Annotated in this window: 19 protein-coding genes; 13 read left to right on the top strand and 6 right to left on the bottom strand. The window is 72.1% G+C overall.

The features are described 5' to 3' along the window. Positions 1–23 precede the first annotated feature (23 nt). Complete coding sequence (locus ACFVAJ_RS04105; protein WP_376941530.1) at positions 24–404, bottom strand: DUF2255 family protein; 381 nt, start codon at positions 402–404, stop codon at positions 24–26. A gap of 139 nt (positions 405–543) precedes the next feature. On the opposite strand from ACFVAJ_RS04105, the gene ACFVAJ_RS04100 reads away from it, so the two are divergent. From ACFVAJ_RS04100 to ACFVAJ_RS04085, 4 genes are all read left to right on the top strand, one after another. Continuing rightward, positions 544–1,083 carry a bifunctional nuclease family protein gene (locus ACFVAJ_RS04100; RefSeq protein WP_376941529.1) on the top strand — a complete coding sequence of 180 codons (540 nt, stop codon included), beginning with the start codon at positions 544–546 and terminating at the stop codon, positions 1,081–1,083. A gap of 70 nt (positions 1,084–1,153) precedes the next feature. Further along, the gene (locus ACFVAJ_RS04095) at positions 1,154–1,954 is read left to right on the top strand and encodes an alpha/beta fold hydrolase (protein ID WP_376941528.1); all 801 of its coding nucleotides are present in this window, start codon (positions 1,154–1,156) and stop codon (positions 1,952–1,954) included. Positions 1,955–2,120: 166 nt separating this feature from the next. Further along, positions 2,121–6,086 (top strand): collagen binding domain-containing protein, encoded by a 3,966-nt coding sequence (locus ACFVAJ_RS04090; RefSeq protein WP_376941527.1) that lies wholly within the window; start codon positions 2,121–2,123, stop codon positions 6,084–6,086. Positions 6,087–6,177: 91 nt separating this feature from the next. After that, positions 6,178–6,642 carry a recombinase family protein gene (locus ACFVAJ_RS04085; RefSeq protein WP_376941526.1) on the top strand — a complete coding sequence of 155 codons (465 nt, stop codon included), beginning with the start codon at positions 6,178–6,180 and terminating at the stop codon, positions 6,640–6,642. Positions 6,643–6,645: 3 nt separating this feature from the next. Here the strand turns inward: ACFVAJ_RS04085 and ACFVAJ_RS04080 are convergent, their stop codons facing one another. Further along, complete coding sequence (locus ACFVAJ_RS04080) at positions 6,646–7,203, bottom strand: TetR/AcrR family transcriptional regulator (RefSeq protein WP_376941525.1); 558 nt, start codon at positions 7,201–7,203, stop codon at positions 6,646–6,648. A 137-nt stretch (positions 7,204–7,340) separates the two neighbouring features. On the opposite strand from ACFVAJ_RS04080, the gene ACFVAJ_RS04075 reads away from it, so the two are divergent. Next, positions 7,341–9,935, top strand: coding sequence for an MMPL family transporter (locus ACFVAJ_RS04075; RefSeq protein WP_376941524.1), 2,595 nt, complete (start codon positions 7,341–7,343; stop codon positions 9,933–9,935). A gap of 15 nt (positions 9,936–9,950) precedes the next feature. Here the strand turns inward: ACFVAJ_RS04075 and ACFVAJ_RS04070 are convergent, their stop codons facing one another. After that, on the bottom strand, positions 9,951–10,841 hold the full coding sequence (locus ACFVAJ_RS04070) for a LysR family transcriptional regulator (protein ID WP_376941523.1): 891 nt from the start codon (positions 10,839–10,841) through the stop codon (positions 9,951–9,953). Between the two features lie 92 nt (positions 10,842–10,933). Between ACFVAJ_RS04070 and ACFVAJ_RS04065 the strand changes: the two genes are divergently transcribed. From ACFVAJ_RS04065 to ACFVAJ_RS04030, 8 genes are all read left to right on the top strand, one after another. Next, the gene (locus ACFVAJ_RS04065; protein WP_376941522.1) at positions 10,934–12,406 is read left to right on the top strand and encodes an aminotransferase class I/II-fold pyridoxal phosphate-dependent enzyme; all 1,473 of its coding nucleotides are present in this window, start codon (positions 10,934–10,936) and stop codon (positions 12,404–12,406) included. A gap of 79 nt (positions 12,407–12,485) precedes the next feature. Then, positions 12,486–14,951 carry a family 20 glycosylhydrolase gene (locus ACFVAJ_RS04060; protein ID WP_376941521.1) on the top strand — a complete coding sequence of 822 codons (2,466 nt, stop codon included), beginning with the start codon at positions 12,486–12,488 and terminating at the stop codon, positions 14,949–14,951. Positions 14,952–15,009: 58 nt separating this feature from the next. Beyond that, the gene (locus tag ACFVAJ_RS04055; protein WP_376941520.1) at positions 15,010–15,165 is read left to right on the top strand and encodes a hypothetical protein; all 156 of its coding nucleotides are present in this window, start codon (positions 15,010–15,012) and stop codon (positions 15,163–15,165) included. Further along, positions 15,162–16,400 (top strand): ROK family protein, encoded by a 1,239-nt coding sequence (locus ACFVAJ_RS04050; protein ID WP_376941519.1) that lies wholly within the window; start codon positions 15,162–15,164, stop codon positions 16,398–16,400. Before ACFVAJ_RS04055 ends, ACFVAJ_RS04050 begins: the two co-directional genes overlap by 4 nt. Before the next feature lie 28 nt (positions 16,401–16,428). Beyond that, positions 16,429–17,256, top strand: coding sequence for an ABC transporter permease (locus ACFVAJ_RS04045; protein ID WP_376941518.1), 828 nt, complete (start codon positions 16,429–16,431; stop codon positions 17,254–17,256). After that, positions 17,253–18,059: an ABC transporter ATP-binding protein gene (locus ACFVAJ_RS04040; RefSeq protein ID WP_376941517.1), complete on the top strand. Its 807-nt coding sequence runs from the start codon at positions 17,253–17,255 to the stop codon at positions 18,057–18,059. Before ACFVAJ_RS04045 ends, ACFVAJ_RS04040 begins: the two co-directional genes overlap by 4 nt. Before the next feature lie 22 nt (positions 18,060–18,081). Next, a complete protein-coding gene (locus ACFVAJ_RS04035) occupies positions 18,082–19,101 on the top strand; it encodes an aliphatic sulfonate ABC transporter substrate-binding protein (protein WP_376941516.1) in 1,020 nt (339 codons plus the stop codon). Positions 19,102–19,213: 112 nt separating this feature from the next. Further along, complete coding sequence (locus ACFVAJ_RS04030) at positions 19,214–20,677, top strand: sulfatase (RefSeq protein ID WP_376941515.1); 1,464 nt, start codon at positions 19,214–19,216, stop codon at positions 20,675–20,677. Between the two features lie 68 nt (positions 20,678–20,745). Here ACFVAJ_RS04030 and ACFVAJ_RS04025 read toward each other — a convergent pair whose 3' ends face one another. The 3 genes from ACFVAJ_RS04025 to ectB all read right to left on the bottom strand — a co-directional run bounded on the left by ACFVAJ_RS04025 (position 20,746) and on the right by ectB (position 23,366). Further along, complete coding sequence (locus ACFVAJ_RS04025; protein ID WP_376941514.1) at positions 20,746–21,666, bottom strand: hypothetical protein; 921 nt, start codon at positions 21,664–21,666, stop codon at positions 20,746–20,748. Positions 21,667–21,733: 67 nt separating this feature from the next. After that, positions 21,734–22,075, bottom strand: a complete 342-nt coding sequence (locus ACFVAJ_RS04020) for a CHY zinc finger protein (RefSeq protein WP_376941513.1) — start codon at positions 22,073–22,075, stop codon at positions 21,734–21,736. Between the two features lie 16 nt (positions 22,076–22,091). After that, positions 22,092–23,366, bottom strand: a complete 1,275-nt coding sequence (ectB, locus tag ACFVAJ_RS04015) for a diaminobutyrate--2-oxoglutarate transaminase (RefSeq protein ID WP_376941512.1) — start codon at positions 23,364–23,366, stop codon at positions 22,092–22,094. Positions 23,367–23,422 lie beyond the last annotated feature (56 nt).

The raw sequence follows: 23,422 nt of genomic DNA, 5'->3' as shown, positions 1-23,422 counted from the left end.
CTCGCCGAGCGACCGCCCGCGGGCTACGCCCCGTCCGGGGCGAGTCGGACGGTGAGGCCGTAGCGGTGCTCGCCGACCACCGTGGCGACGATCTTCTCGCCGTGGCGGTCGTACTTGCGGTGGTACTCGGCGTCGAGGGGCACGTTCGCCTCGGGGTCGCCGGGCTCGAATCGCACCTCGCGCTCGACGCCGCCCGCGCGGATGCGGCCGCGGCCGCTGGCGAGGGCGTGCCGGTACCAGGCGGCGTCGGGGCCGTACGCCGAGCGGGTGTACAGCTCGTCGCCGACCCGGGCGACCCACATCACGACGTACCGGCGCAGCGTGCCGTCGGGGCGGTACGAGGCGAGCTGCAGCTCCTCGGCGTCGCCGATGCGGTCGAGTTCGTCGGCGGTCCAGCTGCTCATGCGAGGCTCCTTCGGTGACGATCCGGATCGTTCCATCCTGAACCCGGCGGAGGGCCCGCGCCAGCGTGCTCGCTGTGGGCGAACCACCCGTCGGCGAACCACCCTGTCGGCGAGCGGCGAACGCGCCTACCCTCGGAAGATGGTCCAGGTTCGCGTGCTCGGCATCGCGCTCGACGCCGCCCAGCAGCACCTCGTGCTGCTGAAGCCGCTCGACGACGAGCTCGAGCCGGGCGCCCCCCGCGTGCTGCCGATCTGGATCGGCGCCCAGGAGGCGACCTCGATCCTCATCGCCCTCGAGGGCGAGCAGGCCCCACGGCCGCTGTCGCACGACCTCATCACGACCCTGTTCGCGACCGTCGGCGCCCGGGTCGAGCGTGTCGACGTGACGCGCATCGAGTCGGGCACGTTCTACGCCGAGCTCACGCTCACCACGCCGACCGGGCGGCAGGTCATCGATGCGCGGCCGTCGGATGCGGTGGCGCTCGCGCTGCGCGCCGCGGCGCCCATCTTCGTCGCCGACGAGGTGCTCGACGACGCGGGCATCCCCGCCGAGCTCGCCGGCGGCGATGACGACGATGCCGAGGCCGGCGTCGGCGACGAGGGCCCCGACGACGAGGCGAAGCTCGCCGAGTTCAAGCAGTTCCTCGACGACGTCGACCCCGAGGACTTCCAAGGCTGAGCGCGGGGCGGCGCGACGCGATCGGGCGGGGTGCGGCGCGAGGCATCCGCGAACCGGGAGAATGGCCGACATGGATGCCTCGCTCCCGCAGCTGACCGCGATGCCCGCCCCGCAGTTCGTGATGACCGCGGAGGGGCGGCGCATCGCCACGTACTCGTGGGGCGACGAGTCGGCGCCGACCGTGCTCGCGGTGCACGGCTTCGCGTCGAGCTGCCGCGACAACTGGGTGAACACCGGCTGGGTGCGAGATCTCCTCGACGCCGGGTACCGGGTGCTCGGCGTCGACCAGCTCGGCCACGGGGCGAGCGACAAGCCGCGCGAGGCGTCCGAGTACGCGATGTCGGCGCTCGTGCAGGACCTCGTGACGGTGCTCGACACCTACCTCCTCGACACCGTGCGCTACGCGGGCTACTCGCTCGGCGCCCGCGTGGGCTGGCAGCTCGCGGTGCAGGCGCCCGAGCACGTCGAGTGCGCCGTGCTCGGCGGCATCCCCGACGGGCGGCCGCTGGCGCGGCTCGACGTCGCGCAGGCTCGCTCGTACGCCCTGCACGGCACGCCGATCGACGACCAGGTCACGCGCAACTACGCGACGCTCGCCGAGCGGGTGCCGGGCAACGACCTGCTCGCGCTGATCGCGCTCGCCGAGGGCATGCGCCACGGCGACGCCGATCCCGACGCGTCGAGGCCGCCCCGTCAGCGCATCCTCTTCGCCACCGGCACGAAGGACGCGATCATCGAGGAGTCGCGACTCCTCGCCGCGGCGACGCCGAGGGGCGAGTTCGTCGAGCTGCCCGGCCGGCACCACTTCAACGCGCCGGGGTCGCGGGTCTTCCGCGAGGCGGCGATCGGCTTCTTCGGCGCGACCGGCTGAGGGCGCCGCAGCTCGCGGCGCCGGCCGGGCGGTGCCCGGGACTGTTCTCGGCGCCGGGAGTTCGCTACGGTGAAACGGTGCGCACGCCGGGGGGAACAGCCGGTCCGATCAGCGCGACGGTATCGCCGTCGCCCGAGATCCCCCTGCTCGGGAGCGTGCGGCGACCATGACCGTGCGACGGCGGCGCAGCGCGGCGATGATCGCCGTGGCGCTGCTCGCGGCCGTGCTCGTGCCGCTCGGCGCCGCGGCGCCCGCCTCGGCCGCGACCCTGTCGCCCTCGGGGCTCCAGACGGGCATGGTGATGAACGGCACCACGACTCCCGCCTCCCCGCCGACCACCTTCAACTGGGGCGACTTCATCACGGGCGTCCAGCCCGACAGCAGCTTCACCTTCACCCCGACCGGCACGTACACGACGACGCAGGGACTGCAGTCGAGCGGCGTCGTGCAGGGGGCGTTCGCGTGGGACAACAGCGAGGCGACGGCGGCCTGCAACGTCGGAGCCGAGCCGACGGGCGCACCGCCGAGCCAGAATCCGAACACGAACCCGTGGCTTCCGGGCTCGGCGAAGCCCAACGAGAAGGGCGACCTCTGCTCGACCGGCTACGGCGTCGAGATCGTCCTGGGCGCCGACGGCAGCCGGCACGGCATCCTCTACGGCTACTGGACGAGATACGCGGGCAACGGCGAGGTGAGCATCTTCCAGCATCTCGAGGGCCCCGCCGCCGGCCGCTGCGACGACGTCCTCATCGAGTTCGACTACGCCTCGTCCGGCACGACCGCACGGGTGCTCCGATGGGCGCCGGCCGCGGGCGACGGGTGCGCGAACGCGCTCGGCGCAGGCACGTGGCAACCGCAGCCCGGGACCGCCGACATCGACTGGTCGACGGGGGTGCGGCAGGAGGGGCCGCCGCTCACGAACCAGCCGCTCGAGACCTTCGGCGAGTTCGCGATCGACCTGACCACCGCGGGCATCTTCGATCCGACGGAGTGCAGCACCTTCGAGGTGTCGGCGATGTTCACGCGCACCGGCAACTCGCCGCAGGCGAACATCCAGGACTTCGCCGAGCATTCGCCCGACCCGATGAACCTCTCGAACTGCGGCGCGCTCACGGTGACGAAGGCGACCGTGCCGGCCGGCATCGTGGCCGACGACGACTTCGGCTACACGATCTCCCGCGACGGCGGTCCGGTCCTCCCGGGGCTGCCGCCGGTCGACACGATCGTCGACACGATCGGGGCGGGCGAGACGAAGAGCTACCCCGAGGTGCTCGCCGCATCGGACTACCGCCTGTCGGAGACGCAGATCCCGCCGCCGTGGTCGTTGCAGTCGGTGGTCTGCACCGCGATCCCGCTCACCGGCGGCCCTGCGCAGCAGTTCGTGCTCGACGACCCCGCCGACACGTTCCTCGTCTCACCGGCGAACACGACCGACTGCGTGATCACCAACTCGGCGGCCGTGATCACCGTCGTGAAGCAGACCGAGCCCGACGGCGCGACCGCGGAGTTCGAGTTCGAGGCGACCGGGCAGGATCCCTTCACGCTCGGCGACGACGGCAGCCTTTCGTTCGCCGTACCGGTCGGCGAGCCCGTCACGATCACCGAAGGGCCCGCCGACGGATGGCTGCCGCCCAGTCTCAACTGCGACGCCGAGGTGGAGACCGGCGAGCGCTCGGTCACCGTGACGCCGTCGGCCGGCCAGAACATCACGTGCACGTTCACGAACACCCAGCTCGGCACCGTGATCGTCTCGAAGGAGGTGCACGGGGTCGACGGGCGCACCTTCGACTTCACGAGCGACCTGCCGGGCGGCGAGAACTTCAGCATCGCCGCGCCGAACGGCGACGGAACCCTCTACGAGCAGGTCTTCACCGGCGTCGCACCCGGCGACTACTCGATCACCGAGGTGAGCGACGCGGAGGATCCCGCGACCCGGCTGGCCGACCTCTCCTGCACCTACGGCGGGAGCGACCACACCGGCGACGTCGAGCTGCGCAGCATCGACCTCACGGTGCTGCCTGGCGAGACGGTGCGCTGCTTCTTCACGAACAGCCTTCCCGGCTCGATCGCGATCGTCAAACGGACCGTCCCGGTCGAGTTCGACCAGCTGTTCGACTTCCTCTTCACGCCGCCCGACGACGACCCGACGGGCTTCGCGCTCAACGGCAACTCGACTCCGCCGAACGAAGCACTCGTCTCCTTCGGATCGTTGGAGCCCGGCAGCTACACCATCACCGAACCGGTCGACGTCGACGGCTGGGCGCTCGACGGCGTCGACTGCAACGGCGCCGAGTGGGCGCCCAGCGCCGACGGGCGCGGGGTCGTCGTCGACCTCCTCGACACCGAGGCGGCGGTCTGCTTCTTCACCAACCGGGCCGAGCCGGCGTCGCTGTCGCTCGAGAAGTCGGTCGTGGGCGTCGACCCGGGCTTCGCATGGTCGTTCGACTTCGAGCTCGTCGCGCCCGACGGCAGCCTCGCCGGACGCACCGCGACCGACGCGGCACCGCTCGTCGAGTGGGGCGAGCTCGTGCCCGGCGACACGTACACGATCCGCGAGGCGGGCGCCGATCAGCCGGGCTGGACGCGGGGCGAGCTCACGTGCGAAGGCGTCGCCGACCTCGACCCCGCCGCAGCCGGGCTGCAGTTCGTGCCGGAGCCCGGCCAGGCGATCGCCTGCTCCGTCGAGAACACCGCGGCGACGTCGTCGATCACGGTCGCGAAGATCGCCGGCGGCATCGCCTCGGACTTCGAGTGGTCGTTCGAGCTGTCGATCGCCCCGGTGCCGGAGGGCGAGGCGGACCCCAAGACCGTGAGCGGCACCGGGCAGTCGGGCGAGAGCGCGACCTGGTCGGGACTCGTGCCGGGGCGGAGCTATTCGATCACCGAGAACGTGCCGGCCGGCTGGACCGGCACCGTCGACTGCGGCGGTCTCGTCGACGAGGATCCTGGCGAGCCCGGGGTGCAGTTCACCGCACCGGTGGGCCAGGAGCTCGCCTGCACCTTCATCAACCAGGCGACCGCCGGCACCGGCACGCTCACCAAGACCTCGCTGGGCGGCGACGGCACCTTCGAGTTCGTCCTCACCGATCTCGACCACGAGGTCGATCCGGTGACCGTGAGCGCGACCACCGCGGGCGGCACGGCGAGCATCGCGCTGCCGGTGATCGTTCCGGGCGTCCGGTACTCCTTCGTCGAGGTCGACCGACCCGACTGGATCGAGGGGGCGCTCAGCTGCACGATCACCCCTGCCGACGGGAGCGCTCCCTTCGTGATCGACGACCTCGGCGAGTTCTCGGTCGCCCCGGGCGACGTCGGCGACTGCACTGCCCAGAACACCGCGCCGGGCCGCATCGTCATCGCGAAGGCGGTCGACGGCGCCGACGGCACCTTCGACTTCACTGGGGACTGGCTGGAGCCGCCCGAGTTCACGGTGACGACGAGCGACGGCACCGGGGCCGCGAGCTTCGACGGCATCGCGCCCGGCAGCTACACGGTCGCGGAGTCGGACGAGGACGGCTACGAGAACACCGCCCTGACCTGCGTCGACGGCGATGTCGAGGGCACGGCGTCGAGCGTCGAGGGTCTCGTCGGTTCGATCGAGCTCGACCCCGGCGAGACCGTCGTCTGCACCTTCACGAACGTGGAATGGGGCGTGATCGTCGTCGACAAGACGACGGTGCCGAGCGGCTCGCCGCAGGAGTTCGCCTTCGAGTGGGGGGCCGCGGGCGAGGCGGGTGACGGCTTCACCCTGTCGGATGCCTCGCCGCCGTTCTCGACCGCGCCGCTCGCGCCGGGCGAGTACGTCGTCACCGAGCTCGAGACCGACGGGTGGGAGCTCGCGGGGATCACGTGCACGGGCGCGACCGGCGGAGCCGTGATCGAGGGCGCGAGCGCCGTCGTCGACCTCGGTCTCGGCGAGACGGTGGTGTGCACGTTCGCGAACGAGCAGACGGTGCCGCCCGGTCCGACCCCGGGCCCGACGCCGCCGCCCGGGCCGGCGGCGCTGCCCGAATCCGGATTCGACGGGACGCCGCCGCTGCTCGTCGCGTTCGCCGTGCTGATGCTCGGCGCGGCGGCGGTCGTGCTCGCCCGCCGTCGTGCACGGCGGATGCGGGTCCGCGCCGACGACTGACGCCGCGCCTCGTCGGATCGGCCGTTCACCTGCCCCGATGTCGGGCCGACCGCGTACGATGTAGCCGACCCTGCGAGGAGCGAGCGAGACCATGAGCGACGAGAATCCCACCACCGAACGGGAGTCGTCGACCCACACTCCGACGCAGTGCCCCGAGTGCTTCGTCGAGGTGCAGCACGACCACCACTGGTGGATGGCGCGGCCCGAAGGCTCGCGGCTCGTCGGCCTCGTGATCGCGCGACCCGACATGCCGCCCATCCTCGAGCAGCGGCAGGACCTGGCCGCGTTCGGCGTGCAGATCCTCGACTTCCGCTACCCGGCGCCCGAGAACCTCGGCGAGTCGTGGGAGCAGCGGCTTGCGCGCTTCTTCGGCACCCTGCACGGCGGCGACGTGCTCGTCGTGGCGAACGTGCACGCCCTGGGGCGCGACGTCGACGAAGAGCTCCGCACGCTCGGCGAGCTGCGTCGGCGCGGTGTCGTCGTCAAGGTGCTGAGCCACGGCGCCCGGCACCTGGCCGACACCGCGATCGAGCAGGGCGCCACCGAGCTGGGCTGAGCCTCACCGCCAGGCGTCGCCGGGGCCGAGCAGCACCCGCCACAGCCACTCGGCGGCCGTCTCGACCGATGGGCGCGGATCGCGCTCCAACCAGGCCTCGATGACCCCGAGCGCGGAGCCCGCGATGCCTGCGCCGACGACGTCGAGCGGCATGCCCTCGAAGACGCGGGCGCCCGACGCCGTGATGCCGTCGCGCACGATCGCCTCGATGCGCGTGCGGAGGCGGGCAATGACGACCGCCGAGCCGTGGCGGCCGAGCACGCGCCGGTAGATCTCGGCGTTCTCGTCGAAGTGCCGGAGGTAGTCGAAGAGCGCCTGCGGCGGGCCGGGGAGCGGTTCCGTGATGCGCGGGAGCGACGCCCCGGCCTGCTCGGCGGCGGCGTCGAGGGCGTCGGCGAGCAGCGTCTCCTTGTCGTCGTAGTGCTGGTAGAAGCTCGAGCGATTGACGCCCGCGCGGGCGGCGATGTCGGCGACCGTGAGCTCGTCGAGCGGGCGCTCCCTGGCGAGCGCGAACAGCGCCTCCTGCAGTGCACGGCGGGTGCGCTCGACGCGGACATCCATATCGCGATTCTGCCAGCCGGACGCCGCACGACCCGACCGTTCTCCGACATCGGTCGGATATCCGACAGATGTCGGATATCCTCGAAGCGGCTCGATGAGGCGCCGCCACTCCCGCGACTCGAAAGGGCAGCACTTCCATGGCCGAACTCCTCTACCGCCTCGGGCGCTTCGCCGCGCACCGGCCCTGGCGCGTCATCGTCTCGTGGGTGGTCGCCCTTGGGCTCGCGGTCGGCGGATTCCTCGCGTTCGGCGGCACGCTGACGTCGAGCATGAGCATCCCCGGCACGGAGACCGACCGGGTGACGGCCGAGCTGCAGGGCGAGCTCGACGACCTCGGCGGTGCGACCGGCACCGTCGTCTTCCAGACCGACGACGGCGAGGCGTTCACCGAGGAGCAGCAGGGCGAGATCGGCGCGCTGCTCGAGCGCATCGCCGAGCTCGACGGCGTCGCGGGCGTCGTCGACCCCTTCGCCGCGGACGCCCAGCGCGCCGAGGCGCAGGCGCAGCTCGACGACGGCGGCGCGCAGCTCGACGCCGCCGAGCAGCAGCTCGCCGACGGCGGCGCGCAGCTCGACGCCGCCCAGCAGCAGCTCGACGCCGGGCAGGCGCAGCTCGACGCGGCGGTCGAGCAGGCGAAGGCCGCGGGCATGTACGACGCGGCGGCCGCCCAGTTCGCGGCGCAGCAGGCGCAGCTCGACGCAGGGCAGGCCGAGCTCGATGCGAACCGCGCCGAGCTCGATGCGGGCGCCGAGGAGCTCGAGGCGCAGCGCGCGCAGCTCGACGCCGGCGTGCGGCTCGCCGATGCGGCATCCGAGATCAGGACCGTCTCGGACGACGAGGCCACCGCGCTCGGCGCGGTGATGTTCGAGGAGGACCTCTTCAGCCTCCCCGACGAGCAGAAGTCGGCCGTCGCCGCCGAGCTCGACGGCGCCGGCATCGACGGCGTGAGCATCGACTACTCGACCGAGATCGCGGCCTCGATCGACGGGCTCATCGGGCCCGGCGAGATCATCGGCGTCGTGCTCGCGCTCCTCGTGCTCATCGTCATGTTCCGCGCGCTGCTGCCCGCGGTGCTGCCGATCCTCTCCTCGCTCGTGGGCGTCGGCGTCGGCGTCGCGGGTTCGCTCGCCTTCTCGGGCGTCGTGGACATGTCGTCGGTCACGCCGGTGCTCGGCGTCATGCTCGGCCTCGCCGTCGGCATCGACTACGCGCTCTTCATCTTCAACCGCCACCGTCGTCAGCTGCTCGCCGGGATGGACCTCGACGAGTCGATCGCGCTCGCGAACGGCACCTCGGGCAATGCCGTCGTGTTCGCGGGATCCACGGTGCTCGTCGCGCTGCTCGCGCTGAACGTCACCGGCATCCCGTTCCTCGGGGTCATGGGCACGGTGGGCGCGGTGTGCGTGCTCATCGCCGTGCTCGTCGCCGTCACCCTGAGCCCCGCGCTCCTCGGCCTCATCGGCATGCGCGTGCTGAGCCGTCGCGCCCGCGCGCAGATCGGGCACGACGCGCACACGCAGCCCGAGCTGACGCCCATGAAGACCTCGCGGGCCCTGCTCCGCGCCGGCATCGCGATCGTCGCACTGCTCGTCGTCGCCATCCCCGCGCTGTCGATGCGGCTCGGCCTGCCCGACGGCTCGTCGGAGGCGGCCGACTCGACCCAGTACCGCGCGTACACCGCGGTCGCCGACGCGTTCGGCGCCGGCCAGAACGGCACGCTGCTCGTCACGGTCGCGCTTCCCGACGGGCTCGACGAGGACGACGTCGTCCCGGCGCAGGCCGAGCTCGCCGAGCTGTTGCTCGGCCGGCCCGGCGTCGTCGCCGTGGCCCCGGTCGGCGTCTCCGACGACCGCGACTTCCTGGCCTTCCAGGTGGTGCCCGACGACGGCCCGTCGAGCGAGTCGACCGAGGAGCTCGTGCACGCCCTCCGTGCGCTCGCGCCGCTCGATGCCGCCGACGCGGGCCTCGACGGTTCGGGCGAGCTCGCGCTCGGCGTCGCCGGCCAGGCGAGCGGCAACATCGACATCTCCGAGAAGCTCGCGAACGTGCTGCCGCTCTACCTCGGCCTCGTCGTCGGCCTCTCGATGCTCATCCTCATGCTCGTGTTCCGCTCGATCCTGGTGCCGATCATCGCGACCGCCGGCTTCGTGCTGTCGCTGTTCGCCGCGTTCGGCGCGGTCGTCGCGATCTTCCAGTGGGGATGGCTCGGCCCGCTCTTCGACGTGCACGATCCGGGCCCGGTGCTCAACTTCGCGCCGATCATCGTCATGGGCGTGCTGTTCGGCCTCGCGATGGACTACCAGCTCTTCCTCGTCTCGGGCATGCGCGAGGCCTGGGTGCACGGCGTGCCGGCGCGTACCGCGGTCGTCGCGGGCCTCCGGGGCGGACGCGCGGTCGTCACCGCCGCGGCCATCATCATGGCGGCGGTGTTCGGCGGCTTCGTGTTCTCGCACCTCACGATGGTGCGCCCGCTCGGCTTCGGCCTCGCGGCGGGCGTGCTGCTCGACGCGTTCGTCGTGCGCATGCTGCTCATCCCCGCGATCATGCACCTGCTCGGCGAGAAGGCGTGGTGGCTGCCGAAGTGGCTCGACCGCATCCTGCCCGACGTCGATGTCGAGGGTGCCGCACTCGAGCGCACCCACCCCGTGCACGGCGCGGCCGCGGCCCCCGCGGCCTCCGAAGCCGAGACGGAGGACGGGCCGTCGGTGCCGGTCGGCGGTGGGCGCGACTGAGGGGAACCCTGCTGGTCAGGCGAGTGCGCGCACCATGAGTTCCCGCAGTTCGGGGGCGAGTGCCGGCGCCGTCGCGAGCGAGACCTCGCGCGCGAGCGCCGGCCCCTCGACCTCGACCACGGCCAGGTCGTCGCGGCCGGCGGGCACGGCGAGTTCGGGCACGAACGCGAGGCCGAGCCCGGCGGCGACGTACTCGACGACGACGCGGTAGTCGTCGCTGCGCGGGCCGAGCAGCGGCTCGAATCCCGCCTGCACCGCGGCCGAGCGGAACGCGGCGTCGACCGGGTCGTCGTCGAGCGTGCCGACCACCCAGCGTTCGCCCGCGAGCGCGGCGAGGCGAACCCGGCCGGAGCCCGCGAGCGGGTGGCGTGCCGGCACCACGAGCGAGAAGCGCTCGGTGAACAGCGGCGTCAGCGTCACACCGGTGCCGGAGCGACGGACGCCGTGCCGGGGCGCGCCGGGCGAGGAGTAGACCACGGCGGCGTCGAGCTCGAGCCGGTCGAGCGCCGCGACGAGCACGTCGAGCTCGGCCTCGGTGATCTCGGGGACGAGGCCGGCGGTGTCGAACGCCGCGACGAGGCCCGGGAGGAGTCGCGCCGCCGCTGTGGGGAAGACCCCGAGACGCACCGTGCGGCGCCCGGACTCGAGCGTCGCGGCGACCTCGAGGAGCGCGCGGTCGGCGCGGTCGACGATGGCCGAGGCGTGGGGGAGCCAGAGCCGACCGGCTGTGGTGAGCGAGGTGCCCGCGGCCGAGCTCTCGACGACGGCGGTGCCCGTCGCCCGTCCGAGCCCCGCGAGGTGGTGCGACACGGTCGGCTGGCTCCAGTCGAGCGCACGGGCGGCCGCAGCCACGGAGCCGTGCTCGGCGATCGCGCGCAGCGCACGGAGCTGACGGAGATCGATCACCGTACCTCCTCCCCTCCTCCTCAATACCTGCTATCGATCATTCCAGAAAGACCGGTATTCCGTATCGATCGCAGATCGGGAAGGCTTGAGGCATGCCCACCCCCTACGCCGACGCCGTCGCCCGCTACGCCGAGATCGACCGAGCCAGGGTCTACGTCCCCGGCCATGCGGCCGACCCCGACGCGGCCCCCGCGCTCACCGAGTGGTTCGGCGCCGAGATCCTGCGCCGCGACGTGCCGCCGCTGCTCGCCGGCATCGACAAGGGCCGAGGCAATCCGCTCGCCGAGGCGCTGACGCTCGCCGCCGAGGCGTGGGGCGCCCGCCGCACGTGGTTCCTCACGAACGGCGCCTCGCAGGCCAACCGCATCGCCGCCCTCGCGCTCGGCGCGTTCCGCGAGGCGGGCGACCCCGTCGTCGGCCAGCGCAGCGCCCACTCCTCGTTCACCGACGGGGTGATCCTCGCGGGGCTCTCGCCGAGCTTCGTCGCGCCGTCGATCGATCCCGTCCTCGGCATCAACCACGGGGTCTCGCCCGCGTCGCTCCGTGCCGCGCTCGAGCGGGTCGACCGGCCCAAGGGCGTCTACCTCATCTCGCCGAGCTACTTCGGCGCCGTCGCCGACATCTCGGGTCTCGCCGAGGTCGCGCACGCCGCGGGCGCCCCGCTCATCGTCGACGCAGCGTGGGGCGCGCACTTCGGCTTCCACCCCGAACTCCCCGAGAACCCCGTGCGCCAGGGCGCCGACCTCGTCATCTCGAGCACGCACAAGCTCGGCGGCAGCCTCACCCAGTCGGCCATGCTGCACCTCGCCGACGGGCCGTTCGCCGACGAGCTCGAACCGCTCGTCGAGCGCGGCTTCACGCTCACCCAGTCGACGAGCGCGAGTGCGCTGCTGCTCGCCTCGCTCGACCTCGCGCGCGAGACCCTGCAGACCGGCGGGGCCCGCATCGCCGCCTCGATCGCCGCCGCCGACCTGCTGCGCGACGAGATCCGTCGCCGCGGACGCTTCGGCATCGTGAGCGACGGGTTCGGGGACTTCGCCGACATCGTCGACGCCGACCCGTTGCGCGTCTCGATCGACGTCGCCCGCGGCGGACTGCACGGCCACACCGTGCGCGACCGCCTCGAACGCGACGGCGTCTCCTTCGAGATCGCCACCGACTCGGCCGTCGTGGCCGTGCTCGGCGCGGGCGTCGTGCCCGACGTCGACCGCATCGTCGAGGCGCTGCACGCGCTCGCGCCCGAGGAGGGCACCGGCGAGTCATCCCGGCCGTTCGTGGCGGACGTCGTGCCGCCGGTCGCCCTGCCCGAACCGGGGCCGCTCGCGATGCTGCCCCGTGACGCGTTCTTCGCCCCGGCCGACGCCGTGCCGATCGAGGAGGCGATCGGGCAGGTGTCGACCGACGCCCTCGCCGCCTATCCTCCGGGCATCCCCAACGTGCTGCCGGGGGAGGTCGTCACCGCCGAGGTCGTCGAGTTCCTGCGGCGCATCGCGGCCACGCCGGGCGGCTACGTGCGGGGCGCGGTCGACCCCTCGCTCGCGACGCTCCGGGTGGTTCGCCGCTGAATTCTGCAGGGGTGTTGACGGAAAAAAACGGGCTCCATAGCGTGAGGCGCGATTCCCAGATTCTCGACGAGGAGACCTCATGCCACGCAGATTCCGACTCGCGGCGGGCGTGCTCGCCGCCGCGCTCATCGTGCCCGCCGCGCCGTTCGCCGCGACCGCCGCAGAGGCGCCGGCGACGGCGGGACCGACCGCGCTCCGTGCGGCGATGCCCGCGAACCTCGCGCTCGACGCCGTCGCCACCGCCTCGTCGACCGAGCTCGACGACGCCCGATTCGTGCCGGCCCACGTCAACGACGGTGACACCTCGACCCGGTGGTCGTCGAAGTACGTCGACGCGAGCTGGGTGCAGCTCGAACTCGCCGAGCCCGCCGAGGTCGCGACCGTGGTGCTCGAATGGCCGAACGCCTGCGCCCGCGCCTATCGCATCCAGACCTCCGTCGACGGCGTCGAATGGACGACGCAGGCCGAGCGGACCGCCCAGGCCACCTGCCCGCGCGTCGACGAGCTCAGCCTCGACGTCGACGAGCCGGTCGGCTTCGTGCGCATGCAGGGGATGACCCGCTGGTCGACCTGGGGGTACTCGATCTCCGAGTTCCGGGTCTACGACGCACCCCTGCCCGAGCCCGAGCCGCAGCTGCCGCTCGTGCCGGCACCCGTCTCGCTCGAGCGTGCGGACGGCGCGCTCGTGCTCACGGACGAGGTCGAGATCGAGGCATCCGGCGACGCGATCGCGGCGGCCGAGTACCTCGCCGACGTGATGCGGCCTTCGACCGGGTTCGCCCTGCCGATCGTCGCCGAGGCCGAGGGGCAGGCGATCGACATCTCGGTCGCCGACGGCAACGCACCCGCCGGGCACGAGGCCGAGGGCTACACGCTCGAGGTCGGGGCCGGCGGCATCGAGCTCGCCGCCGACACCGAGGCCGGTGCGCTGAACGGCGTGCAGACCCTCCGCCAGCTGCTGCCCGCGTGGATCGAGTCGGAGCAGCGTACCGATGTCGAGTGGTCGGTGCCGTTCGTCTCGATCAGCGACTACCCGCGCTTCGAGCACCGCGGCCTCATGGTCGACACGGCCCGCAGCTTCTACACCGTCGACGAGGTGAAGCGGCTGATCGACAGCGCCGCCCCGCTGAAGCTGAACCGGCTGCACCTGCACCTGACCGACGACCAAGGCTGGCGCATCGCGATGGACACCCCGGCCGAGAACCCCTCGGGCATCGACTACACCGACCTCACCGGCATCAGCGGCGCGACCGCGATGACCTACAACCGGGCGGGCCAGCTGATGGGCACCGAGCTCGGGCGGACCGGGTACTACACGAAGGACGACTACCGGGCGATCGTCGCGTACGCGGGCGAGAACGGCATGACGGTGATCCCCGAGATCGACCTGCCGGGCCACACCAACGCGGCGCTCCACGCCATCCCGCAGCTGAACTCGGCGGGGTCGAGCCCGAAGCCGAAGCCCGGCGAGGTCACCGTGCCGCACCAGGGCACCGGCGACGTCGGCAACTCGTCGTTCGATGCGAACAACGAGCACACCTACGCCTTCATCGCCGAGGTGCTGCGGCAGGTCGCCGAGCTCACGCCGGGGGAGTACCTGCACATCGGCGGTGACGAGGCGCACACCACTTCGCACGCCGACTACGTGAAGATGGTCGACTTCGCGAGCGCGACCGTCGCCGACCTCGGCAAGACCGTCGTCGGCTGGAACGAGTACGCGAGCACGTCGCTGCCCGAGGACGACGCCGTCGTCCAGCTGTGGACCGGCAACGGCGCCGCCGTGCGCGACGCCGTGAACACCCGCGGTGCGAAGGTGATCATGTCGCCCGCGAACAAGACCTACATGCCGCAGAAGCAGGACGGTCGTCAGCCGCTCGGCGGCACCTGGGCGTGCGGTGGCCCCTGCACCCTCGAGAACGCGTACAACTGGAACCCGGCGACGCAGATCGCCGGCGTGCCCGAGAGCGCGATCCTCGGCGTCGAGGCGGCCTTCTGGGGCGAGTTCATCCGGGGCGTCGACCAAGCGCAGTTCTACACCTTCCCGCGCCTGCTCGCGACGGCGGAGGCCGGCTGGACCCCGCAGAGCGGCAAGGTGCTCGCGGAGTTCGTCGAGCGCACCGGCCAGCTCGGAACGCGGATGACGGTGCAGGGTGTGAACTTCTTCCCGACCGCGACCGTCGACTGGCGGATCGACGCGGCGCCGACCGTGACGCGCACGCCGGTGACCGCGACGCCCGCGGCCGCCGGCGACCGACCGAGGTCGTCGAAGGCCGAGATCGACTGGCGGGTGATCGCACCGAGCACGGTGCCGGCGGAGGTCACGGCCGAGCTGGTCTGGAGCGACGGCACGCGGCAGCCGGTCGCGCTCGCGAGCACGGCGGCGAGCGACATCGTCGCCATGACGCAGAACTCGGCCTACACGGGTAGCACGAGCCGCAACTTCCACGCCTCGGGCGCCCACGTCGGGCAGCTCGAGGTGACCGTCGGCGGCGCCGAGCCGGTGGTGGCCGGAACGGTCCTGGTGACGGTCCCGGGCAAGCGCTGACGGGCGACGCCACCGGCCCTGCGCCGGGCCGGCAGCGGTGAGGCGGGCGCGATGGTCGATGACCATCGCGCCCGTTCGCCGTTCGCCGTTCGTCGTTCGGCTCCGGGCCGACGGCGGGCTCGGCGAGCCATTCGTCCGGCGCGTGACGGATTTCGAAGCGAATTATGTCGGTGTGTTGACGGAAAAAATCGGCCCTCTTAGCGTGTCCGTGTGACCTTGCCCAGTGGAGTGCACGCACTCGTCAGACGGACCCATGAAGACCGGGTCCTCCAGGTGCTGCGCGAGCACGGCGCGATGACCCGCGGCGAGCTCGCCGCGCGCATCGGCCTCTCGCGCACCACCCTCTCGGAGATCACGTCGCAACTGCTCGAGCGCGGCGTGATCTCGGTCTCGGACGACGAGACCCCCAGGCTCGGCCGCGGCCGGCCCGCCGAGAAGCTGACCCTCGACCCCGCCGCCGGGCAGTACCTCGGCGTCGACTTCGGCCGGCGCCGCGTGCGGATCGTCGTCGCGAACGCGGCCCACGACCTCATCGCCTCGGACGTCGTCGCCTACGACGCGACGGCGTCGTGGCAGGAGCGCATCGATGCGGCCTTCGACCTCGTCGACCGCATGGGCGTCGAGCGCGGGCTCCACTTCGACGGCGTCCTCGGGGTCGGCATCGGGTTCCCCGGGCCGTTCTCGCCCCGTGTGCCGCACGAGCCCTCGGAGCCCGTGGCCGAGGCGCGCCGCGCCGGCGCGGTGCTCATGCGCACGGCGTTCGCCGACCGCTTCGGGGCGCCGGTGCTGCTCGACAACAACACCCGCCTCGCCGGCCTCGCCGAGGCGACCTGGGACAGCGCGGCCGAGGTCGAGCACCTGCTGTACCTCCGCCTGTCGGACGGCATCGGCGGCGGGCTCGTCGTCGGCGGTCGCCTCGTCACCGGCGCCTCCGGGCTCGCCGGCGAGTTCGGCCACATCAGCCTCGGCGGGCACGGCGAGCTCTGCCGGTGCGGCAAGCGCGGCTGCCTCGAGACGGTCGCCTCCATCGGCGCGATCCTCCGGCGCTGCGCCGAGGCCGGGGCGCCGATGGCGACCCTCGACGACGTCGCGGCAGCGGCCGCGAAGGGCGATCCGCTCGTCGTCGGCGTGCTCCGCGACGCCGGCGAGGCCGTGGGCCGCGTGATCGGCTCGCTCGCGGTGGCACTGAACCCCTCCGAGATCGTCGTCGGCGGCGAGGTCGCCCAGATCTCCGACGTCATCCACGAGCAGGCCGCCGCGACCACGGCCTACGAACTGCTGCCCGTCGGCGAGTACTCGCCGCGCATCCGCGGCGCCGTGCTCGGCGACGAGGGCGGCGCGATCGGCGGCATCATCGCCGTCCTCCAGAACTCCCCCCTGCTCGCCGGCTACCAGTCGGCGACGAACGTCGCCCCCGCGGCCACCCGATTGCGAAGGAGCACCCCCTGATGTCCCCCCTGAACCGAGGAGGCCGCCCATGGTCGCGCTGACCGATGCCACCGTGAAGCGCCGGGATGCCTCCGAACGCGCGAAGGCGACGGCGAAGGCGAAGGATGCCGCGCCCCGGCGCCGCATGCTCCTGCTGAACCTCCTCAGCGTCGCCGCCGGCATCCTGCTCTGGTGGGCGCTCTCGGCCGCAGGGCTCCGGCTGCCCTCGCCCGTCGAGGTCGCCGTGCGCGGCTGGGAACTGCTCATCGACGGCACCCTGCTCGCCGACACCGCCGCGAGCCTCAGCCGCGTGCTGATCGGCTTCGCGCTCGGCACGCTCGTCGCGATCCCCGTCGGCTTCCTGATGGGCTGGTACGCCTGGGCGCGCGGCCTCGTCGAGCCGTGGATCCAGTTCTTCCGCACCATCCCGCCGCTCGCGATCATCCCGCTCGCGATCGTGCTGCTCGGCATCGGCGAGGAGCCCAAGATCCTCGTGATCTTCCTCGCTGCGTTCTTCGCCTGCGTGATCTCGACGTTCCAGGGCGTCGTCAACATCGACCGCACCCTGATCAACGCCGCGCGGGTGCTCGGCACGAAGGACGCCGGCATCTTCCTCCGCGTCGTCGTCCCGGCCTCCGTGCCGTTCATCCTCGTGGGCATGCGCGTCGGCCTCGGCGCCGCCTGGGCGACCCTCGTCGCGGCCGAGCTCATCGCCGCGCAGGCGGGCCTCGGCTACCGGATGCAGCAGGCGCAGCTCTACTACGACCTCCCGACGATCTTCGTCGGGCTCATCGTGATCGGCATCCTCGGGCTCCTCATGGACCGGGTGCTGCTCTACGCCGAGACGAAGCTCACCGGATGGCAGGAACGACGATGACCACCACCACGCTCACCGACGCCCGCATCTCGGTGCGGGACGTCACGAAGACCTTCGACCTCAAGGGCGAGGAGTTCGTCGCCCTCGGCGGCGTCTCGCTCGACGTCGCCGACAACGAGTTCATCACGGTGGTCGGCCCCTCGGGCTGCGGCAAGTCGACGCTCATGAACATCCTGGCCGGGCTCGACCGGCCGAGCTCGGGCGAGGCGCTCGTCGACGGCCGCGCCGTCGACGGCCCCGGCCCCGAGCGCGGGGTCATCTTCCAGCAGTACGCGCTGTTCCCCTGGCTGACCGTGCGCAAGAACGTCGAGTTCGGACTGAAGACCGCGGGGCTCGGCGCGAAGGAACGACGCGAGAAGGCCGAGCACTTCATCGAGCTCGTCGGGCTCACCGAGTTCGCCGACGCCCTCCCGAAGATGCTCTCGGGCGGCATGAAGCAGCGTTGCGCGATCGCCCGCGCCTATGCGGTGAACCCCAGCATCCTGCTCATGGACGAGCCGTTCGGCGCGCTCGACGCCCTCACCAGGGTGACCCTGCAGGACCAGCTGCTCGAGACGTGGAACCGGGACAAGCGCACCGTCGTCTTCATCACGCACGACGTCGACGAGGCCGTGTACCTCGCCAACCGCGTGGTCGTGATGGCCGCACGACCCGGCCGCATCTTCGACATCGTCGACGTCGACCTGCCGTACCCCCGCACCGAGGAGATGCGGCTCAGCCCCGAGTTCACGGCGCTCCGCAACCGCGTCTGGAACGCGGTCTACCACCAGAACCCCGGCACGACCCCCACCGCTGTCGCCTGACAGCATGAATCGAGGAAGATCCATGACCCGCACCCCCCGCACGCGCGGCCTCTTCGCCGCCGCCGCAGCCGCCGTCGTCGCACTCGCCCTCGCCGGCTGCTCCAGCAGCGCCGCCGGCGACTCCGGCTCGGGCGCCCCCGCCGAGCTCGAGAAGGTCCGCTTCGGCTACATCGCCGACTTCAACGGCGCGAGCCTGCTCGCGATCGCCGAGGACCAGGGCCTCTGGGAGAAGCACGGCATCGACGTCGAGACGCCGGTCTTCACGAACGGCCCGCTGCAGATCCAGGCGCTCGGCACCGACGACCTCGACTTCGGCTACATCGGCCCCGGCGCGATGTGGCTGCCCGCCTCGGGCCAGGCGAAGGTCGCGGCCATCAACAGCCTCGGCAACGCCGACCGCGTGATCGCGCAGGCCGGCATCACCTCGATCGAGGACCTGAAGGGCAAGAAGGTCGCGGTGCCCGAGGGCACCTCCGGCGACATGATCCTCACCATGGCGCTCCGCTCTGCGGGCATGACGATCGACGACGTCGAGAAGGTCGCCATGGACCCGGCGACCGTCGTGTCGGCGTTCGCGTCGAAGCAGGTCGACGCGGCCGGGATCTGGTACCCGCTCATCGACACCATCCAGGAGCAGGTGCCCGACCTCGAGATCCTCGCGGAGAACGAGGACTTCATCGACGAGGTCGCGTTCCCGAGCGCGTTCGTCGCGGGCCCCTCGTTCGTCGAGGAGCACCCCGAGGCGACCGCCAAGGTGCTCGCCGTGCTGCGCAAGGCGATGGACTACCGGGTGGAGAACCTCGACGAGACGATCGAGCTGACCTCGAAGATGCTCAAGATCGAGGCCGACGCGCTCGCCGTCGAGGCCGAGAACGCGAAGTACATGACCGCGGCCGAGGTCGACGGCCTCACCGAGGACGGGACGGTCGTGACGTGGCTGAGTGCCCTGAACGAGTACTTCGTCACCGCGGGCAAGGTCACCGACCCGCTCGACCCCGCCGAGTACTCCCTCGGCGAGCAGTTCGTGGAGGCCGGCGAGTAGCAGCCGCCGCCGACCGCACCCCCGTCGCACGGCGGAGCGCCTGCTCCGCCGTGCGGCCCAGCGGGCTGCGGATGCCTCGCCCTGCCCTCTGCCCACCAGACGAATGAGATCGATGAGTTCCACCGAACGCCGCCCGAACATCCTGCTGATCCTGACCGACGACCACGCCTCCCACGCCATCGGCGCGTACGGCTCGATCGTCAACCGAACCCCGCGCATCGACGAGATCGCCGCCGCCGGAGTCCGCGTCGACAACTGCTTCTGCACGAACGCCCTCTGCACGCCGAGCCGGGCGTCGATCCTGACCGGCACCTACAGCCACGTCAACGGCGTCACGACGCTCGAGACGCCGATCGACGCGAGCCAGCCGACCTTCGTCTCGCAGTTGCGCGAGGCGGGCTACCGCACGGCGATCATCGGCAAGTGGCACATGGGGGAGGGGCCTGGCCACGACCCCGAGGGCTTCGACCACTGGGCGGTGCTGCGCGATCAGGGCGAGTACTTCGACCCGCAGATCCTCACCGAGGACGGCGTGCGGATCGTCGACGGCTACGCCACCGACGTCATCACCGACCTGTCGCTCGCGTGGCTCGAGTCGCTCGAGGGCGACGAGCCGTGGTGCCTGCTCATCCACCACAAGGCGCCGCACCGACCGTGGCAGCCCGATGAGCGGCACCGGGGCATGTACTCGGAGCCGATCCCGGTGCCCGCGACGTTCACCGACGACTACCGCACCCGCTCGTCGGCCGCCCACCGTGCGGCGATGCGCATCGCCGACCACCTGACCCTCACCGACCTCAAGCAGGCACCGCCCGAGGGCCTCGACTACGAGGAGGCCGCGCTCTGGAAGTACCAGCGCTACATGGAGGACTACCTCGCGTGCGTGGCCTCCGTCGACGACAACGTCGGCAGGGTGATCGACTGGCTTCGCGAGCGGGGCGAGTTCGACGACACGCTCACGATGTACACCTCCGACCAGGGGTTCTTCCTCGGCGACCACGGCTGGTTCGACAAGCGCTTCATGTACGACGAGTCGCTGCGGATGCCGCTCGTGATCAGCTGCCCGTCGCGGATCTCGCACCGCGAGGAACCGCTCGAGCAGATCATCACGAACGTCGACTTCGCCCAGACGATCCTCGAGAGCGCGGGGGTCGCCTCGCACCCGCGGATGCAGGGCCAGAGCTTCTGGCCGCAGCTGACCGACGAGCCCGAGCGGCCCACCCGGCCCGCGATGTACTACCGCTACTTCGAGAACGACGACGTGAACCACCACGCCTTCGCCCACTACGGGGTGCGCACCGACCGCCACAAGCTCATCTACTTCTACAACGACGGGCTCGGCCTGCCCGGCGCCTCGGCGCACAGCTACCCGCCCGAGTGGGAGCTCTACGACCTCGAGCAGGACCCCGACGAGGTGAACAACGTCTACCTCGACCCCGCGTACGCGGAGCTCCGCGAAGAGCTGAAGGTGGTGCTGTGGGAGCTGCAGGCCGAGCTCCTCGACCCCCCGCACCCGTCGCAGCCGCGTCCCGAGCGGCTCGGCGCCGAGGTCGAGGCGGTCGCCCTGAACGGCTGACGCAGTTCGCACGGCGCGGGCGGATGCCACGTGGCCTCCGCCCCTCGCCGTGATCGGGCGATGGCGGGTCAGGACCCTTCGAGCCAGCGGAGCACCCGCAGTGCGCGCAGCGTGTTCCACCGGCTGGGGTCGTCGACCCCCTCCTCGACCTCGATCAGCACTCGGCCCCGTCGGCCCACCCCGGCGACCCATCGGCCGTCGGTGCCGCGGAGCTCGTGCAGCACCTCGACCGCGTCGGCGAGCCGGGGGTCTGCGACGCCGGCGTCGCGGAAGTGGTCGAGGCCCCGGAGCACGTCGTGGAACCAGTACGGCGGGAAGCTCAGGTCGAGGTAGCGCCCCCGGATGATCGCGCCGGTGGAACGGCGACGGAAGAGCCGCCGTTCGAGCAGGTACTCCTCGGCGCGGCGTCGGGCGTCGGTCACCGCGGGCACGTCGCCGACGGCGCGTTCGACTGCGAGCAGGCCCTCCACCACGCAGATCGTGGTGTCGACCGACGACGCGGTGGATCGCTCCGGCGGATCGCAGTTCCATCCGCCGTCGGCGAGCTGATCGCCGAGGAGGCGGTCGACGAGTCCGTCGATCTCCGCGCGGGGGCGGCCGAAGTACGCCGCCGCGGCGAGGACGCCGCCGTTGACGCAGGCCTCGACCTCGCCGGCGAAGTACGGGCGGTCGTCGAACTTCCGCCAGGTCACGCCCGTGCTCACATGCTCGATCGCGGCCCGCACCGGCTGGGCGGCGGGATCGGCACCGAATCTCCGCAGGAGCTGCAGGGTCCAGTGGCTGCCGTCGCGGGCCCCACGGGCTCCGTACTCGTGCCCGCCCCAGGTGCCGCCGGGGTCCTGCAGCTCGAGCACGCGGGCGCCCCACCCCGTGGTCGCGACGCGCGCGCGCTCACGGGCGACCTCGTCGGCGGGGGCGTCGGCGAGGTCGTGCAGCACCTGCCAGCGGATGGCCGGATCGGCGTCGAGGAGCCAGTCGAGAATCTGCATGGCGCCCATGCTGCCCGCAGTGGCAGCCGATGTCACTCCCCGAGGCAGGACCTGCCGTCCTCCGGTGTCAGCTCGCCTCGAAGTACAGGTGGGTGTGCAGCCGGCACCGCTCGTTGAAGCGCGAACCGCACGCGGGGCAGGCATCGGCGGCGAGGTAGGCGTCGATCGTCAGCTCGGTGCGGCACACGCCGCAGAGCACCGCCTCGCGCCCGCGCTCGGCGAGCGGCCACTGCTCGGCCGGATGGCCGGCGGCCTCCTCGTGGCAGGCGTGGCAGGGGTAGTACTCGCCGCAGCACGCGAAGCGGATCGCGACGATGTCGACCTCGGTGCGATAGTGCACGCACCGGGTCTGGTCGTCGACGGTGGCCCCGAGCACGCGGGGCGTGCCCGGGGCATCCATCTCGGTCATGCCGACGGACGCCGGCTCAGGCCGCGAGGACCGCGGCGAGGCTCTCGCGCACGATCGCGAGGCCGCGTCGCAGCTCGTCCTCGCCGATCGTGAGCGCGGGCAGGAACTTCAGCACCTCGTCGTGGGCGCCCGAGGTCTCGATGACGAGGCCGCGCGTGAACGCCTCCTTCGAGATGCGCCCGGCGAGCGTCGGGTCGCCGTCGCAGACGAGGCCGTACATGAGGCCGCGGCCGCGAACCGTGAGGCCGAGCGAGGGGTTCGCCGCGGCGATCTCCTCGAGCTCGGCGGCGAGCACCGACGAGGTGCGGGCGATCGCGTCGACGAACTCGTCGTTCGCCCAGTAGTTCTCGAGGGCGACGCGCGCCGAGACGAAGGCGAGGTTGTTGCCGCGGAAGGTGCCGGTGTGGGCGCCCGGCTTCCACACGTCGACCTCGGGGCGCAGCAGCACGAGCGACATCGGCAGGCCCGAGCCCGAGATCGACTTCGACACCGTGACGAGGTCGGGCACGATGCCCGCGGCCTCGAAGGCGAAGAACGCGCCGGTGCGGCCGACGCCGGCCTGGATCTCGTCGAGGATGAGCAGGATGCCGCGCTCGGCCGTGATGGCGCGGAGGCGCCGGAGCCACGGCACGCTCGCGACGTTGATGCCGCCCTCGCCCTGCACGGCTTCGACGATGACGGCGGCGGGCAGGTCGAGTCCCGATCCGGGGTCGCCGAGCATCTTCTCGAACAGGTCGAGGGTGTCGATGCCGTCGCCGAGGTAGCCGTCGTAGGGGAGGCGCACGATGTCGTCGAGCGAGACGCCCGCCGCCTCGCGGTAGTGGCTGTTGCCGGTCGCGGCGAGCGCGCCGAGGCTGAGCCCGTGGAAGGCGTTCGTGAACGCGACGACCGTCGAACGGCCGGTCGCCTGGCGGGCGACCTTCAGCGCCGCCTCGACGGCGTTCGCCCCGGTCGGGCCCGTGAACTGCAGCTTGTGGTCGAGGCCGCGCGGCTCGAGGATGTGCCGCTCGAACGCCTCGATGAACGCCTGCTTGGCCGAGGTCGCCATGTCGAGCCCGTGGATGATGCCGTCGCGCTCGAGGTACTCGATGAGCGCACGCGTGAACAGCGGGTTGTTGTGCCCGTAGTTCAGGACGCCCGCGCCGGCGAAGAAATCGAGGTACTCGCGGCCGTCGGCGCCGATGAGGGTCGAGCCCGTGGCGCGGTCGAAGACGGTCGGGAAGGAGCGCACGTAACCGCGCACCTCGGACTCGCGGCGGTTGAAGACGTCAAGGTTCGCGGCGTCGCTCATGGCAGGCGGACTCCTCTGCAGCTCGGGGTTGGCGGTGCCATCGAGCCTACGGCCTC

Source organism: Agromyces sp. NPDC057679 (assembly GCF_042799635.1).
In the GTDB taxonomy this organism is placed as follows: Bacteria; Actinomycetota; Actinomycetes; order Actinomycetales; family Microbacteriaceae; genus Agromyces.
This window is presented reverse-complemented; position numbering and strand designations above follow the sequence as displayed.